This is a genomic window from uncultured Reyranella sp. (assembly GCF_945957355.1).
In the GTDB taxonomy this organism is placed as follows: Bacteria; Pseudomonadota; Alphaproteobacteria; order Reyranellales; family Reyranellaceae; genus Reyranella.
On sequence record NZ_CAMFKM010000015.1, the window covers coordinates 18,849 to 34,649 of the forward strand.

At 66.5% G+C, this 15,801-nt stretch carries 14 protein-coding genes; 12 read left to right on the top strand and 2 right to left on the bottom strand.

What is annotated here, in order from left to right; genetic code table 11:
- Window positions 1-6: 6 nt before the first annotated feature.
- From Q0Q48_RS21760 to Q0Q48_RS21800, 9 genes are all read left to right on the top strand, one after another.
- Window positions 7-366: a response regulator gene (locus Q0Q48_RS21760; RefSeq protein WP_295142534.1), complete on the top strand. Its 360-nt coding sequence runs from the start codon at window positions 7-9 to the stop codon at window positions 364-366.
- A gap of 6 nt (window positions 367-372) precedes the next feature.
- Entirely contained in the window at window positions 373-2,553 is a 2,181-nt protein-coding gene (locus Q0Q48_RS21765; protein WP_295142539.1) for an ATP-binding protein, read from the top strand.
- A 24-nt stretch (window positions 2,554-2,577) separates the two neighbouring features.
- Window positions 2,578-3,672 (top strand): HlyD family secretion protein, encoded by a 1,095-nt coding sequence (locus Q0Q48_RS21770; protein ID WP_295142541.1) that lies wholly within the window; start codon window positions 2,578-2,580, stop codon window positions 3,670-3,672.
- A complete protein-coding gene (locus Q0Q48_RS21775; protein ID WP_295142544.1) occupies window positions 3,669-4,820 on the top strand; it encodes an FUSC family protein in 1,152 nt (383 codons plus the stop codon). The genes Q0Q48_RS21770 and Q0Q48_RS21775 overlap by 4 nt, the downstream gene beginning before the upstream one ends.
- 121 nt (window positions 4,821-4,941) lie before the next feature.
- Window positions 4,942-5,844 carry a DMT family transporter gene (locus Q0Q48_RS21780; protein ID WP_295142546.1) on the top strand — a complete coding sequence of 301 codons (903 nt, stop codon included), beginning with the start codon at window positions 4,942-4,944 and terminating at the stop codon, window positions 5,842-5,844.
- A gap of 306 nt (window positions 5,845-6,150) precedes the next feature.
- On the top strand, window positions 6,151-7,188 hold the full coding sequence (locus Q0Q48_RS21785) for an ABC transporter substrate-binding protein (protein ID WP_366915303.1): 1,038 nt from the start codon (window positions 6,151-6,153) through the stop codon (window positions 7,186-7,188).
- Window positions 7,188-8,123: an ABC transporter permease gene (locus tag Q0Q48_RS21790; protein WP_295142551.1), complete on the top strand. Its 936-nt coding sequence runs from the start codon at window positions 7,188-7,190 to the stop codon at window positions 8,121-8,123. The genes Q0Q48_RS21785 and Q0Q48_RS21790 overlap by 1 nt, the downstream gene beginning before the upstream one ends.
- Window positions 8,113-8,940, top strand: a complete 828-nt coding sequence (locus Q0Q48_RS21795) for an ABC transporter ATP-binding protein (protein WP_295142555.1) — start codon at window positions 8,113-8,115, stop codon at window positions 8,938-8,940. The genes Q0Q48_RS21790 and Q0Q48_RS21795 overlap by 11 nt, the downstream gene beginning before the upstream one ends.
- A gap of 31 nt (window positions 8,941-8,971) precedes the next feature.
- Window positions 8,972-10,513, top strand: coding sequence for an amidohydrolase family protein (locus Q0Q48_RS21800; protein ID WP_295142558.1), 1,542 nt, complete (start codon window positions 8,972-8,974; stop codon window positions 10,511-10,513).
- A gap of 21 nt (window positions 10,514-10,534) precedes the next feature.
- On the opposite strand, the gene Q0Q48_RS21805 is transcribed toward Q0Q48_RS21800, so the two are convergent.
- Window positions 10,535-11,824: a transcription antitermination factor NusB gene (locus Q0Q48_RS21805; protein WP_295142562.1), complete on the bottom strand. Its 1,290-nt coding sequence runs from the start codon at window positions 11,822-11,824 to the stop codon at window positions 10,535-10,537.
- A gap of 83 nt (window positions 11,825-11,907) precedes the next feature.
- On the opposite strand from Q0Q48_RS21805, the gene Q0Q48_RS21810 reads away from it, so the two are divergent.
- The gene (locus Q0Q48_RS21810; protein ID WP_295142565.1) at window positions 11,908-13,623 is read left to right on the top strand and encodes an ABC transporter ATP-binding protein/permease; all 1,716 of its coding nucleotides are present in this window, start codon (window positions 11,908-11,910) and stop codon (window positions 13,621-13,623) included.
- Here the strand turns inward: Q0Q48_RS21810 and Q0Q48_RS21815 are convergent.
- On the bottom strand, window positions 13,606-14,535 hold the full coding sequence (locus Q0Q48_RS21815; RefSeq protein ID WP_295142568.1) for a hypothetical protein: 930 nt from the start codon (window positions 14,533-14,535) through the stop codon (window positions 13,606-13,608). The two genes, Q0Q48_RS21810 and Q0Q48_RS21815, sit on opposite strands and share 18 nt — an antisense overlap.
- Before the next feature lie 82 nt (window positions 14,536-14,617).
- Here Q0Q48_RS21815 and Q0Q48_RS21820 point away from each other — a divergent pair, with 82 nt between their 5' ends.
- Together Q0Q48_RS21820 and Q0Q48_RS21825 are read left to right on the top strand one after the other, a co-directional pair.
- Window positions 14,618-15,283 carry an XRE family transcriptional regulator gene (locus tag Q0Q48_RS21820; RefSeq protein ID WP_295142570.1) on the top strand — a complete coding sequence of 222 codons (666 nt, stop codon included), beginning with the start codon at window positions 14,618-14,620 and terminating at the stop codon, window positions 15,281-15,283.
- Window positions 15,280-15,765, top strand: a complete 486-nt coding sequence (locus tag Q0Q48_RS21825; RefSeq protein WP_295142573.1) for a hypothetical protein — start codon at window positions 15,280-15,282, stop codon at window positions 15,763-15,765. The genes Q0Q48_RS21820 and Q0Q48_RS21825 overlap by 4 nt, the downstream gene beginning before the upstream one ends.
- Window positions 15,766-15,801: the final 36 nt, after the last annotated feature.

Consider the following 15,801-nt stretch of genomic DNA (forward strand, 5'->3'; position numbering starts at 1 on the left):
TCCCGTATGTCGAGTGTGTTGCTGGCTGAAGACGAGTTCCTGATCCGCGCCGTCCTGGTCGACGCGCTGGGCGACGTCGGTGTCGAATGCATCGAGGCGGCAACCGGACGCGAAGCCCTCGACGTCGTGGAAGGCGATAAGCCCCTCGCGGCCATCATCGTCGATTTGGGTCTCCCCGACATGTCGGGTGAGAAGGTGATCGAGGCCGCCGCCCGGCACCGGCCAGGGGTTCCGATCATCCGCTGTTCCGGCGCGACGGCTCCGAGCTCGTTGTCGGCCGGCATCAAGACGCATTCATTTCCCAAGCCCTACAGCGCGTCGGAGCTTTCGAACTTCGTTGTCTCGCTCATCCGGAAAGGACCCTAGGCGCACGTGCGGCGGCTCCTGAAACTCCAGACCTGGACGCTTCGCGGGACGACGGCGGCAGATGCGTCGTTCGTTCTTCTGGCTGCAACCGTCATCGTGCCGGTCTTCCTGTTCGTCGGGGCGAGCTGGCTGGCCTACGGTGAAACCCAAAGGCAATTCGAGGAACGGCTGGGCCGCACCCTCGATCTCCTCTATGTCGGTGCCCGCGCCACCTTCGAGACACAGCAGCTCGTCGTGAGCAACGCGCTCGGCCTCCTGGACGAGATGACGGACTCCGAGATCCAGCAGCAAGAGGCGAGGCTGCACGAGCAATTCAAGCACCTCGTTCGCAAGCTGCCGCAGGTCGACGACGTATTCATTCTCGACAGGGAGGGCCGTCCCCTCGTCGCGGCCAACGTATTTCCCATGCCGGCTAACGTATCGGCCGCGGACAGGCCCTATTTCATCGCCCACCGTGACGGCGGGGAGCAGCATTACGTCAGCGAGGCGTTCCGTAGCCGGATCAAGGGCTCGGACATCTTTCAATACAGTGAGCCGCGGCGGCGGTTGGACGGCAGTTTCGACGGCGTCGTCCTGGTGGCCATACCGCCGACCTATTTCAACAAGCTGTTCGAACAGGCGGCGGGCACGGACAACTACACGACGTCGCTCCTGCGGGCCGATGGCGAGCTGCTCGCCCGTTATCCCGCTTACCCCGGTACGAACACGCGGCTCGATCGCGAGTCCAGTTTCATGCAGGCGATCGCGGCGCATCCGGAGGCTGGATCGTACAGCACTTCCAGGGGCAGCTTCGATGGTGTCTCCCGGACGGTCGCGTACCGCAAGTTGCCCGATCTGCCCATTTATGTGGCCGTCGGTGTCGCCAGCGACTCCGTGCGCGAGGCCTGGATGAATCGAATGGCGACGCATCTGCTGTTCGGCCTGCCGGCTACCCTGGCGCTGTTCGCACTGGCACTGCTCGCTTCGCGCCGGGCTGCGAGCCAGGCCGAGACGCTCGACCGGCTGCGTGAGGAACAGGTCCGGCGTGCGACCGTGGAGGAGAGCCTCCGCCAGTCGCAGAAGATGACCGCGGTCGGCCAGCTCACGGCTGGTATCGCCCACGATTTCAACAATCTGCTCACCGGCATTGGAGGCGCGATCGAGATGGTCGGCCGCCGCGTACCGCAGCCGACGCCCGATGTCGTGCGTTTCCTCGATCTCGCCAGGACCGGCGTGTCGCGGGCGGCAACCCTCACGCAGAGGATGCTGGCCTTCGCCCGCCAGCAGCCCCTGCAGATCGAGGCGGTCGACGCAAACCGGCTTGTCTCCGGCATGTCGGAACTGCTGCGCCGCACCCTCGGCGAGTCGGTGCAGATCGAGACGGTGTTGAGCGGCGGCCTGTGGCGGGCGACGGCGGACCCGGCGCAGCTCGAGGCGGCGGTCCTCAATCTGGCGATCAACGCGCGCGATGCCATGCCGGGCGGTGGGACGCTCACGGTCGAGACGGCCAACGCCCATCTCGACGATGCCTATGCCGCGGCCAATGCCGAGGTCAAGCCGGGCCAGTACGTGATGATCGCGGTGTCCGACACCGGCACGGGCATGGACCAGCAGACGATCGCGCGCGCCTTCGAGCCGTTCTTCACGACCAAGGAGCGGGGCCAGGGCACTGGGCTCGGCCTCAGCATGACCTATGGCTACATCAAGCAGATCGGCGGCCACCTAAAGATCTACAGCGAGGTGGGCCATGGCTCGACGGTGAAGATTTATCTGCCGCGCGCCCAGGCCGAGGCCGCCACCGCCGCACCCGAGCTGGCGCCCATGGTCGGCGCCGCGGCGGGCACGGGACCGGTCGTGCTGGTCGTCGAGGATGACCCGGTCGTGCGCGAATTTGCCGTGGCGGCCTGCCGCGAATGCGGCTGCACGGTCCATGAGGCCGGAGATGGCGATCAGGCGCTGCGCGTGCTGGAGAAGCAGCGCGACATCCAGCTGCTGTTCACCGACGTCGGCCTGCCCGGCGGCATGAATGGCCGTCAACTTGCTGCGGCCGCCCAGGCGCGCCGGCCCGACCTCAAGGTCCTCTACACCACCGGCTACACCGCCAACGCGATCGTTCACCACGGCGTCATCGACGCCGGTGTGAATTTCCTCGGCAAGCCGTTCTCGGTGTCGGCCCTTGCCGCCAAGATCAAGGGCATGGGCTTCTAGGTCGCCACGGGGTAATTTCGGCGCATGTCACCCGACGTGACCCAGCCCTCGCAGCAGCCGCCGGACCCCATGCCTGCGGCGGCTGCGCCGGTACCCACGCCGTCGCCAGAGCCTGTGACCGCCCCACCCGCGCGGCCGGCGCGGGAGACCAGCCGGCTCCATCGCCTGATCACGGTCGGTGGCACGATCCTCGGGCTGTTCCTCCTCTACGAGGTGGTCACCTATTTCGTGGCCTTCACCGACGACGCCTATGTCCGTTCCGACCTGGTCGCGGTGGCGCCCCAGGTGACGGGGCAGATCATCGAGGTCCACGTCGTCGACAACCAGGACGTCAAGATCGGCGACAAGCTGTACACCATCGATCCGGAGCCATTCCAACTGGTGGTCAATCAATGGAAGGCGCAGATCGATCGTGCCGCGGCCAACCTCAAGGTCGCGCAGGAGGAGCTGGCACTGGCCCAGGCGGCCCTGCAGGTCTCGACGTCGAGCCACACCTACGCGGTCCAGGAGCAGAGCCGGTTCGCCGATCTGGCAAAGCGTGAATTCGCGCCCATCGCCGAACTCGACCGGGCGAATGACCAGCTGCGCCGGTCGCAGGCCGAGATGACGATCTCCACGGTCGCCATCGCCAAGGCGGAGACGGACATCGGTGCGCACCAGGCGGCGCTGGAACTGGCGAAGGCGCAACTGGCATCGGCGCAATGGAACCTGGATCGCACGGTGGTTCACGCACCCAACAACGGGGCCATCACCAACCTCACGCTCCGCAAGGGCGACATGGCCACGATCAACGTGCCAAACGTCGGGATCGTCGATTCTGACGCCTGGCGCATCATGGCCAACTACAAGCAGTACTACATTCGCGACTTCAAGGTTGGTGATACCGCCTGGGTCTGGCTCGACAGTGCGCCGTGGCATTTTCACAAGGGCAGGATTACCGGCATCGCCCGGGGGTTCAGCCGTAACCCGGGTATCGACAAGCTGCTGCCGTACGTGGCGCCGACCACGGATTGGATCCGCCTGCAGCGCCGCATCCCGGTGACCATCGTGCTCGAGGAACTGCCGCCCGGCTACAAACTCTACATGGGCGCCGACGCGCGCACCGTGATCTTTCCATGAGCTGGGCTCCCGGGATCGGGCGCTATGGCCGGGCGGTCGTCGAGGATGTCCGCGAGGGTGCGCGGCTCTTCGACCGGACGCTGACCGGCTTCTGGCGTGAACTGGCCGACGTCGGCACCCGGCCCGCGCAGTCGCGCATGGGCGTCGTCGCTGCGGTTTCGGTGGTCCTCACCACCACGGTGGCCCTGCTGATGCAGCTCGATGCGCCCTGGTGGGCGGCAATCAGCGGCTACATGTCCCTGATGTCGACCGGTGCGGCCTCCGTGCGGCGGGGCATCCTGAGGCTGAGCGGCACGATCGCGGGTGCCGTGCTCGGTTTCGTCATGGCGCGCTGGCTGCCCTACGACCAGGTGGCGCTGTGCCTGTTCCTGGGCGGCGCGACCATGGCCGGGGTCATCGCGGTGCAGGTGAGCCCGCATGGGCTCGCCTGGCTCTTCATGGCGATCACGTCCAGCCTGGTGCTGCTGATGAGCCTGAACGACCCGACCCAGGCGTTCGAGATCGCCTGCTATCGCACGCTGGACGTGGCGGTCGGCGTCTCCTGCGCAGTGGTGACGGCCAAACTGCTGCAGGACTGGCACGCCGAGCCGCCGGCCCCGGCGCCGGGCTGGCGGCACCTGCTGGGCGCACAATGGCCATCGGTCCTGCACGGGTTCCGCGCCGCCATCTCCGTGGTGACGGTCATGATCGTCTGGGTGATGGCGGACCTGCCGGACGTGGGCGAGATGGCGGTCACGATCGCCGTGGTGATGGCCGCGCCGCTGATCGCCGACGGCGGTACCACGACACGCCATCTCGTGGCGGAAAAGTCCTTCCACCGGTTCATGGGCTGCCTGCTGGGCGGCATCGTCGCGCTGGCCTGCCTGGCGCTGCAGGTCGAATCGTTCATCTGGTGGCTCGCCATGATCGGCGGCGTCGTGTGGGTAGGAATGCATATCCAGATGGGCCGGCACGGAATTCCCTATGTCGGCACCCAGTTCGCCTTCGTCTTCGTCGTCACGATGGTGCAGGGGCTGGCGCCGCCGGACAGCATCATGCCGGGAGTCGACCGCTTCGCCGGCATCACCGGCGGCCTCGGCATTCTGATGATCGTGTCGCTGCTGCTATGGCCCAGCGACGAGGAATTGAAGGCGGAGCAGCAGACCTGACCGTCGGCCGTGAGGTTCACGACTCATGTCATCTGTCGGAACAGACCCATGCATCTACCGGGACAGGGCTGTCCGCCCCAGGCGCTTGCTCCATGGAAGCGGGACGCTAGTTTGATCCTCGATGAAAGTTGACGCGCCCCCACCGCCCACCGACCGGATCCTGCGGGCCATTCTCTCGATCATTTTCTCGGTCCTGTGCTTCTCTGTCCTGAACGCCATGTCCAAGACGCTGAGCCAGACCTATCCGGTCATCGAAGTGATCTGGGGCCGCTACGTCTTCGCCTTCGTCTTCATGATGGCGATCTTCCTGCCGCGGGCCGGGCTGGCGCTGTTCCGCTGGCACAATGTGCCGAGCCAGATCGTGCGCGGCCTCCTGCTGTTCCTGTCCTCGTACCTCTACTTTCACGGCATCGTCGACATGCCGCTGGCGTCGGCCGCCTCGATCTCGCTCACCAGCCCGCTGATCGTCACGGCGTTGTCATCGAAGTTCCTGGGGGAGCCAGTCGGACCCAGGCGCTGGGCGGCCGTGGTGGTTGGCTTCGTCGGCGCCCTCATCGTGGTGCGGCCGGGCTCGGCCCACTTCGAATGGCATTCGCTATGGATCGTCGGCAGCACGATCTCGAGTTCGCTCTATCAACTCTTCTCGCGGCGTTACGGACAGGCCGAACGGCCCGATGCCTCGGCCACCATGGCCACGATCGTGGGCACCGCGGTCGCCCTGCCGATGCTGCCCTTCGAGTGGGTGACGCCGGCCTTCGGCTGGCACTGGGTGTTGTTCGCCGGCATGGGCATCATGGCCGGGGTCGGTCACTACTTCCTCACCATCGCCTACAGCCAGGCGCCGGCCGCCGTCGTCGCGCCGTTCAACTACGTGCAGCTGCTGGGTGCCGCCCTTCTGGGCTATCTCGTGTTCGGCGATTTTCCCGACTTCTGGACCTGGGTCGGTGCCGGCGTGATCATCTGCTCGGGTCTCTACCTCGGGCATATCGAGCGGCAGCGGCACAGGGCGCTGGTCAAGAAATAGCACGCATGACTGCGAATTGACCTGAGGCGGCGGCGCCGCAGAACGTGCTGCCGCGCCGTAGCGGGCTTTTCGCGGTGGCACATCCCTTGCTTCGGAACATGGCAGCGCAGAATCGCGCTAGCGCGATTCTTCTCGGTTGGCGTGCCGGCACCTTTGAGGTCGGTCGCACCGAGTGACGACCGGCAGGGAGTTGTCAGTCGCAGACTCGCCCGACGCCTGCAGTCCTCATCCAAAAATCTCCGCTGCCCGAGGAGGCTCTCCATGTGTGAACGCATTGGCTGTACGCATTTTCCGGATCTGTCCAAGATGAACTTCGGCGGCGCCGTCGCTCCGTCACGCCGCGGCTTCCTGAAGGGCGCCGCTGCCGTCAGCACCATCGCCATGGCCGCCGGCCCGGGCATGCTGATGGGCGGTTCCGCTCACGCTGCTGCCGGTCTCAAATCGACGCACGGCACGGGCTTCTGCAACCTCAACCTTTTCCTTGCCCATTCGCGCCAGTACGCCAAGGCGAGCGGCACCGAACTGGTGTTCGTGAATACGCCGACCTCGGCGGAGATGGTGACGTTCCTCGGCATGGGACAGGTCGATCTGGGCCTCATGCCCTACACCAGCTTCATGGCGCTCTACGACGCAGGCGCGCCGGTGAAGATCGTGGCCGGCGGCGGCGTCGAAGGCTGCGCGATCGTGGCCCGGCCCGGGCTCGACACGCCCGAGAAGCTCAAGGGCAAGACGCTCGGCACCTTCCAGCTCGATACGCTGGAAGTCATGCCCTACGACTACCTGAAGAAGAACAATATCTCCTTCAAGGACGTCAAGGTGCGCTACATGGGCAATACGCCGGAGGCCGTCGAGGCCTTCAAGGCGGGCGCCATCGACTGGATCTGCACGATCGAGCCCTATGCCTCGGCCCTGGTGAACGACGTGAAGGGCGCGGTCATGCTGACCAACGGCGTCGACCTCTATGGCAAGGGATATACCGACTGCGTTCTGGCCTCGCGGTCGAGCCTGATGAAGGACAATCCAGCCGGCCTCAAGGCGATCATCAAGAGCATGATGCAGGCCCAGCTCGACGCCGAGACCAATACCGACGACGTGCTGAAGGAGCTTGTCGGCAAGTACTACAAGACCTCGATGGAGAACGCGAAGATCGCGCAGGGCAAGCAGCCGGCGATCGTCGATGCGCGCAGCCAGACCGACTTCATCCTGCAGCGCACCGACAGCGTGATGGAGATGGGTTACATCAAGAAGAAGCCCGGCCGCGACGCGATCGACTGGACGCTGCTCGAAGAGGTCATCAAGGAGAATCCCGACCTCTACGGCAAGCTCAAGTACAAGTCCGCCTGATGGCCGTCGTCACACGCGACGGCGAAGCCTCGGACCCGGTCGCCGGGACATCCCGCCCGGCGGCGGTTTCGCGGTTCTACACCGGTATGGTCAACCTCGAATGGTTGACCAAGGCCTGGTGGACGATCCTGTCGATCAGCCTGTTCGCAGGCATCTGGGAACTGTGCTGGGCGTTCGGCTGGGCCGACCCGAAGCTCCTGCCGCCGCCGCACATCTTCCTCGGCAATCTCGCGGAGCAGGCAAAGTTCTTCAACACCGCAACGCGCTGGCAGGTCGGGCAGGCGATGAACGCGGGCCCTTCGGCATTCGAATCGGTGATGATCACGGTGGGTGCCACGACCGCCCGGGTGTTCACCGGCCTGGCGATGGCCTCGGTGCTGGCGATCGGGATGGGTGTGCTGATCCGCTACTATCATTTCTTCGACAAGCTCGTGCTGCCGACCATCACGCTGCTGTCGCCCGTGTCGCCCATTGCGTGGCTTCCGGTCGCCATCTTCCTGTTCGGCATCGGCAACGCCCCTGCGATCTTCATGGTCGTGGTGGCGCTGTTCTTCCATATGGTGCTGGCAACGGTCGCCCAGATCGATGGCGTCAGCCCCAACTTCATCAACGTCGCGCGCACCATGGGCGCTTCGAAGCGGCAGATCTACTGGCGCGTCATCGTGCCGGCGATCCTGCCCGGCATGCTGCAGGTGCTGCGGCTCAATCTGTTCGGCGCCTGGATGGTGGTTCTGGTCGCGGAGTCGACGGGCGTCGGCTACGGCATGGGCCAGGTCATCATGCTGGCGCGCAACACCTTCAATCCGTCGCTGGTGTTCTTCACCATCGCCGTGATCGGCGTGCTGGGCTTTGCCTTCGACTGGCTGCTGCGCCAGGCCCAGCGGCGGATCCTCTACTGGCTGCCTGACACCAAGGAGAAGCTGCGTGGCCTTTGATGCACCGCCGACTTTCTCGTCGAAGGACGCCGTGGTGTGCCGCGGCGTCGGCAAGACCTGGGCAGCCGGTACCAGGCGCGCCCACAACGCGCTGACGGGCATCGACCTTGATGTGGCGCCGGGCGAGTTCGTGGTCTTTCTCGGCCCCTCGGGCTGCGGCAAGAGTACCTTGCTCTACCTGATCGCCGGCCTCGAGGAGGCAACCGACGGGCAGGTCTGGTCGTTCGGCGACCTGGTGGAAACGCCGTCGCCCGATCGCAGCCTAATCTTCCAGGAGACCTCGCTCTTCCCGTGGCTGACCGTCTGGGAAAATGTCAGCTTCGGCCTGTCGATTCGCGGCGCCGGCAAGGAGGAGCGCCGCACCGTCGCCGCCGAGGCGCTGCAGCGGGTTGGCCTGAAGGCCGCGATGGACAAGCGACCCGACGAACTGTCCGGTGGCATGCGCCAGCGGGTCGCCGTCGCGCGCGCGCTGGCCATGCGCCCCAAGGTCCTCCTGATGGACGAGCCGTTCGCGGCGCTGGACGTCCAGACGCGGGCGCGGATGCAGGATTTCCTGCTCGACGTCTGGCGCGACTCGGGGGCCTCGGTGCTGTTCGTCACCCATCACATTGACGAGGCGGTGGCGCTGGCCGACCGGGTCGTCGTCTTCACCTCGCGGCCGGGCCGTATCAAGACCATCGTGCCGATCGACCTGCCGCGGCCCCGCAACCTCTTCTCGCGCGAGGCGGAGAATCTCCGCATCCAGCTCACCGACCTGCTGCGCGACGAGGTCGACCGCGCTTTTGCCGAGCAGGAAGCACTCGCCGCCACCGCTTGAATTTTGAATCGACAGCAAGGAGAAGCCGACCATGGCCACCAGCCTGATCCGAAGCCGCGCCGCCATCACGGGCACCAAGGACCGTTTCACCTGGAACGAGGTGAAGGACGGGGCCGTCCTGCAGGAGGATGGCGTCATCGTCGAGGTCGGCACCTATGACGACCTGAGCGCCAGGCACCCGACCGTGCCGGTGATCGGCACCGGCAAGGAGATCCTGCTGCCGGGCTTCGTCAACGGCCATCACCATGTCGGCCTGACGCCGGTCCAGCTGGGCTCACCCGACATGCCGCTGGAACTGTGGTTCATCACCCGCATGGTGATCCGCAACCTCGACCTCTATCTCGACACGCTCTATTCGGCCTTCGAGATGATCGGATCGGGCATCACCACGGTGCAGCACATCCAAGGCTGGATGCCCGGCACCCTGCCCGATGTCGAAAAGCGAGCGACTGAGACCATCAAGGCCTACGAAGATGTCGGCATGCGGGTCAGCTACTGCTACGCGGTGCGCGACCAGAACCGGCTCGTTTACCAGGCCGACGAGGAGTTCGTTAAAAGCCTGCCGGCGGAGCTGCGCGGGCCGATGCAGCGCTGGTTCGACCGCTTCAAGATGAGCCTCGACGATGCGATGGACATGTTCAAGTCGTTCCATTCGCAGCATCACAACAAGCGCCGGGTGAAGATCCAGCTGGCGCCGGCCAACCTGCACTGGTGCTCGGACCCGGCGCTCACCAAGCTCAGCGAGGCTTCGGCCAAGTACAACGTGCCGATGCACATGCACCTGCTCGAGACGGCCTATCAGAAGGAATATGCCTGGCGGCGCGGCAACTGCACGGCGCTGGAATATATCGACCGTTTCGGCATGGTGAACGAGCGGCTGACGCTCGGCCACGGCGTCTGGCTGAACGAGAAGGACATCGACCGCCTGGCCGAGGCCAGGGGCTGTGTCTGCCACAACTGCTCCTCCAACTTCCGCCTGCGCTCGGGCGTGGCGGCGCTCAATCACTTCGAGAAGAAGGGCATCAACACCGCGATCGGCCTCGACGAGGCCGGCATCAACGACGACCGTGACATGCTGCAGGAGCTGAAGCTGGTCCTGCGCGCCCATCGTGTGCCGGGCATGGTCGAGGCCGACGTGCCGACGATGGCGCAGGTGCTGCGCATGGCGACGGTCGGTGGGGCGAAGACGACGCTGTTCGGCGAAAGCATCGGCACGCTTGAGGTCGGAAAGGCCGCTGACATGGTGCTGATCGACTGGGAGAGCGTAGCCTATCCCTATCTCGACGAGATGACTCCGACGCTCGATGCGGTGGTCCAGCGCGCCAAGCAGCAGGCCGTCATCATGACGATGTGCGACGGCGAGGTGATCTACAAGGATGGCACCTTCACCAAGGTGGACCGGACGGCGGCGCTGAAGGCGCTGCACGACGATCTCAGCAAGGCCCTGGCCGACGACGAGGTCGAGCGCCGCAAGCTCTCGGTCGCGCTGCTGCCGCACGCCCGCAGGTTCTACGAGAACTACATGGATCCGTCTAAGCACCAGCCGTTCTACAGCCCGAGCTCGAGGGTCTGATCGCTGGGGGCGCGCCCCCGGCTATGCCGTCAGGCGCGCGATATAGAAGCCGTCGAGGCCGCCGCGCTCGGACCACATGAAGGGCAGGGTCCGCACGTCGCCGCGCGGGGTGATGGCGTCCTCGAGGCCCGGCAGTTCCGCCGGCGTGACGCGCGTGCGCTTCACCTGGGGATTGCGGGCGAGCAGGGCGTTGATCCGCTCGGGACCTTCGTCCTCCTGCAGCGAGCAGACCGCATAGACGAGGGTGCCGCCGGGCTTCAGCAGGCCGAGCGCGTGCACCAGCAGGCGGTCCTGTGTCACGTTCAGCCGCGCGACGTCCTCATCGTCCTTCAGCCAGGCGATGTCGGGGTGGCGGCGCAGGGTGCCGGTGCCGGAGCAGGGGGCATCGAGCAGGATGGCGTCGAACTTCTCCGCCGGCGTCCATTTGCTGGCGTCGGCGGTCACGAGTTCGGCCTCGAGGCCGGCGCGCGCGAGGTTCTCGCCAAGCCGCGTCATGCGGCGGGTGGAGATGTCGACCGCCGTCACCTTTGCGCCCGCGGCGCAAAGCTGCATCGTCTTGCCGCCTGGCGCGGCGCAGAGATCGGCGACGCGCTTGTCGGTGACATCGCCCAGCAACCGCGCGGGGAGCGCCGCGGCGGCGTCCTGTACCCACCAGATGCCCTCGGCAAAGCCCGGCAGTTCGGCGATGTGGCCGCCGCCTTTCCGGCGCAGCGTGCCGGTCGGCAGCTTCTCGGCGTCGAGCTGGGCCGCCCAGTGATCGGCATCCCGGCGGACAGTGATGTCCAGCGGCGCCTCGTGCAGGTGCGCCGACGCGATGGCGCGTGTCGCATCCTCGCCATAGGCGTGAATCCAGCTCTCCCACAGCCAGCGTGGCGTGTTGAGGCGGGCAGGGTCGCGGTCCACCAGCAGCGCGTCGCCATCCCGCGAGATCCGGCGCAGCACGGCGTTCACCAGGCCCTTGAGATGGTGCAGGCCGGCATCCTCCACCAGGCGCACCGAGGTATCGACCGCGGCGTGCGGCGGCGTGCCGAGGAACATCAGCTGGGCGGCGCCCAGCCGCAGCACCTGGCGGCCCACCGCGTTGGCCCCCTCAAGAGGCTTGGTGATCAGGCCGGACAGCACGCCCTCGATCTCGCCCAGGTGGCGCAGGGTCGTGGCCAACAGCAGGCGCACGAAGGCGCGGTCGCGCGGGTCGAGGGCGGCAAAGCCGCGATGCTGGCCGAGCGCATCGTCGAGCGGCTGGCCCTTGTCGAGGCAGGCCATCATCACATCGACTGCGGCGCGGCGGGAAGCGAGAGGGGTGGCGTCCATCGTGCGGCGCTATAGCCGCCGCAGGCGCCGTTGTCATCGTCGCGCTGTCTGGGGCAGTGTGCCGCCCCGAAAGGATTTCCTGCATGAAGAGCGAGAGTTCCTACCTGGGCGACTGGTGGCGGCTGGTCGTTCCCTATTTCCGCTCGGAGGAGCGCTGGATCGCCATCGTCCTGCTGGTGGGCGCGATCGGGCTCACCCTGGCGAGCGTGACGGTCAACGTCGCCTTCAGCGAATGGAACCGGCGATTCTACGACAGCCTGCAGAACAAGGACGAGGCGGCGTTCTGGACCGAGATGGTCAATTTCGGCTGGATCGCGGCGCTCGCCATCGCCTTCGGCGTGGCGCGCGGGCTGGTCAGTCCGTACCTGCGCCTTCGGTGGCGGCGGTGGCTGACCGGACACTATCTCGACCATTGGCTCGATGGCCGTGGCTATTACCGGATCGAATTGGAGCGCAAGGTCGACAACGCCGACCAGCGCATCTCCGAGGATCTGCGGCTGCTGGGTTTCTACACGATGACGCTGCTGCTGGGACTGATCAGCGCGGTGGCGACCCTCATCTCGTTCCTGTTCATCCTGTGGCAGCTCTCGGGACCGATGTCGCTGGCCTTCATCGGCCTCGACGTGGTGATCCCGGGTTACATGGTGTGGGCGGCGCTGATCTACGCCTTCCTCGGCACGTGGCTGGCCAACCTGGTCGGCCGGCGACTGATCCCGCTCAACTTCCTGCAGCAGCGCTATGAGGCGAACTTCCGCTTTGGGCTGATGAGGGTCCGCGAGAACGCTGAGGGCATCGCGCTCTATCGCGGCGAGCCGCGCGAGAACGCGGTGCTCGAGGAACGATTCACCGACGTCTTCAACAATGCCTGGCGCGTGCTGGTGACCGAGATGCAGCTGGTCTTCTACCAGATCGGCTACGGCCAGCTCGCGATCATCTTCCCCTACATCGTGACGGCGCCACGCTTCTTCGCCGGTGCGATCACCCTGGGCGTGGTCATGCAAACGGCCCAGGCCTTCGGACAGGTCCAATCGGCGCTGTCCTTCTTCATCGACAACTACACCAATGTCGCCGAACTGCGCGCGGTGATGGACCGCTTGAAGGGGCTCCAGACGGCCATCGATGAAAAGCCGCCGGAGAACATCACCGTCAAGCCCGAGGCGGGCCGGGCCGATGTCGGCACGCGCGGGCTCGATCTCGCTCTGCCGACGGGCCAGACCCTGCTCAAGGACCTCGATCTCACCCTGCCGAAGGGCGCCTGGACGCTGATCTCCGGCTCGAGCGGCTCGGGCAAGAGCACCTTGTTCCGGGCGCTGGCGGGCATCTGGCCATTCGGACACGGGCGGGTGCTGATCCCGGCCGGGGCGCGCGTGCTGTTCCTGCCGCAGAAGCCCTATATTCCGATCGCCACCCTTCGCGATGCCGTGAAATATCCTGACGAGAATTCCACGGCCAACGACGCCGAGATCGAACAGGCGCTGGAGGAGGCCAGGCTCGGGCACCTTGCCGGCAGGCTCGACGAGGAGGCGCACTGGAGCAATATCCTGTCGGGCGGCGAGCAGCAGCGGCTGGCCATCGCACGGGCGCTGGTCTTCAAGCCCGACTGGCTGTTCCTCGACGAGGCCACGGCCTCGCTCGACGAGGCCAACGAGGCGGCGGTCTATGGGGTGCTGAAGGAGCGGTTGCCGCAGGCCACGGTCGTGTCGATCGGGCACCGTCCGTCGCTGCGCGAATGGCACGCGACGCGGCTTGAGCTGACGCGTGCGCCCGGCGAGACGGGGACTCTAGACGTCGTGACCTGACGAACGCTCGATCGTGAGGCCGGGCACGCGCTTCAGGGCGCGGACGGCCTCGTCGATCGCGCGTGACTTCCAGGCGTCGCGGGCCCACCAGCCGCCGACGTCGATGGACGAGAAGCCGCCGCCCCGCGCCGGCTCGACGCTGGCGACTCTGACCCGCGACGTGTCCGGCCCGCCCAGCACGACCGTGCAGGCCGACGTGGAGAGGTGCCAGCGTGTGCCTGCTGCGTCGCTCCACAGGGCAAAGCCGCGGGGGCCCAGGCTTTGCGCAATCGAGCGCGGCGTATCGAGCAGCTCCGGTGCGCTGAGACACCGGTTGGCGATGCGCAGCGGGTCCGGGGCATCGCTCGCCCGCACGTCGTAGCCGACGCTGAATTGATCGATGCTGCCGGGTGACTGGGCAGCCTGCGCGACCGCTTCATTGGCGGCCTTCCATTCGTCCATCCAAGGCGCGGCTGCCGCTTCGAGATCGCCCCAGCTGAGGTAGAGCGAACCGGCGCTGAGGCCGTAGCGCGTGGTTCGCGGGGCGCCGTAGAGCGAGAGGCCCATGGGGATGCCAGCGGCCGTCTTCCAGTTGGCGTGGAGCACGACATGGTCGGGCGAGCCTGCATACGGCGAAAGCTCGTCGCGCTCGATCGTCCGTGGCGCCCCGAGGCCGATCACGAGCCGGGCGAATAGGTTCCGGGAGGGCTGGTCGGTGGCGGCCAGTTCGTAGGTCACGGTCAGGACCGGCCGGTCGGGGCGCGGTGCCGATGGCTCCGCCGAGCAGGTCGCGAAGCCATAGGCCTCGGTGCAGGGCAGGGGCCGGCTTGCATAGCCATTCCCTTCGAAGTCGCGCACCACGGCATCGAAGCGTGTGCCCCACGGGAAGAAGCCGGCCTCGCCAAGGCGAAACCCCTGCGCGGTGTCGTCCATGGGCGAGAGCCTACGTCATTCCTGCGCGTGCCAGTAGAGAAAGAAAGCTTGCCCTATGTGAAAGTCCAGTCCATCAGAGAGCATGAGCAGATCACCCGACCGTATCGCCGAAACGACCCGTGACATCGGCCGCCGCCTGCGCGCCGCCCGGACGGGCGCAGGTCTTACCTTGGCGCACGTCGCCAGCCGGGCCGGCGTTTCCGAGGGGTTCCTGTCGAAGCTCGAGCGCGGCCAGGCGGCCGCCTCGATCGCCAATCTCATCCAGCTCGCCGACGCCCTGGGCCTCGGACTGCACGAGCTCTTCCCCAGCGAGGCAGCGCCGGCCAAGACGATGATTGCCGTGCACCGAGATGGCGAGGGCGCAATGCAGGAGGTGGCGGCCACGGGCTACCGCTGGCGGCATCTGGGCGGCGGCGCGCCGCTCGATCGCATGGAAGTCTTCCAGCTCGTCTTCCCGCGCTCCAAGGGCATGGAGGCAACCGTGTCCCATCCCGGGCAGGAGCACTGCTACGTGCTGTCGGGTGAAGTGCTGTTCCACGTCGGCAACGAACAGCACCTGCTGAAGGCGGGGGACGGCATCCTGATCGATTCGCAGCAGCCGCATCGCGCCGAGAATGCCGGCCGCGGCCAGGCGCAGGTGCTGATGTCCGTGGCGAAGCCCGCCGATGCGGCCGAAGTGCCGGACTGGTGGCGTCTGTCCTCGCCAAAACACAAGCAAGAAAGTCCGAAGGAGGAAACCAAGCCATGAGCAAGCACGTTCCCGACACGGCATCGGCCAACGCCGCCCTAGCCACCACACGCGAGGCGTCGCGTCGCGACCATAAGCCCTACCAGGTGCGCCATCTCGACGAAGTCGAATGGGAGACGATCCGCTGGCCGGGCGAGACCGGCAAGATGCTGTTCCATCCGCGGCCCGAAGAGCCGACGCAACCCAACGCCGGCGTCCTGCGTCTGGAGCCGGGAGCCCATCATCCCGAGCACTATCACGGCTTCGCGCAGGTCTGGCTGGTGCTGAAGGGCGACTTCACGATCGACGGACGCACCTGTACGCCCGGCACGATGCTCTACCACCCAGACCCCCATTTCGAGGGCGAGTTCAGGACCGAGACCGGCGGCGAGATCCTGATCGTGCAGTATCCCGGCCCCACGACGGGCGAACGTCCGATCTATGCCGGCCGCTTCAACATGGAAAAGCGCAGGTCGGTCGCCGAGGAGCGGGTCGACCTCTAGAATCAAAAAGAGCGCGCCCTCGCGGGCGCGCTCCCT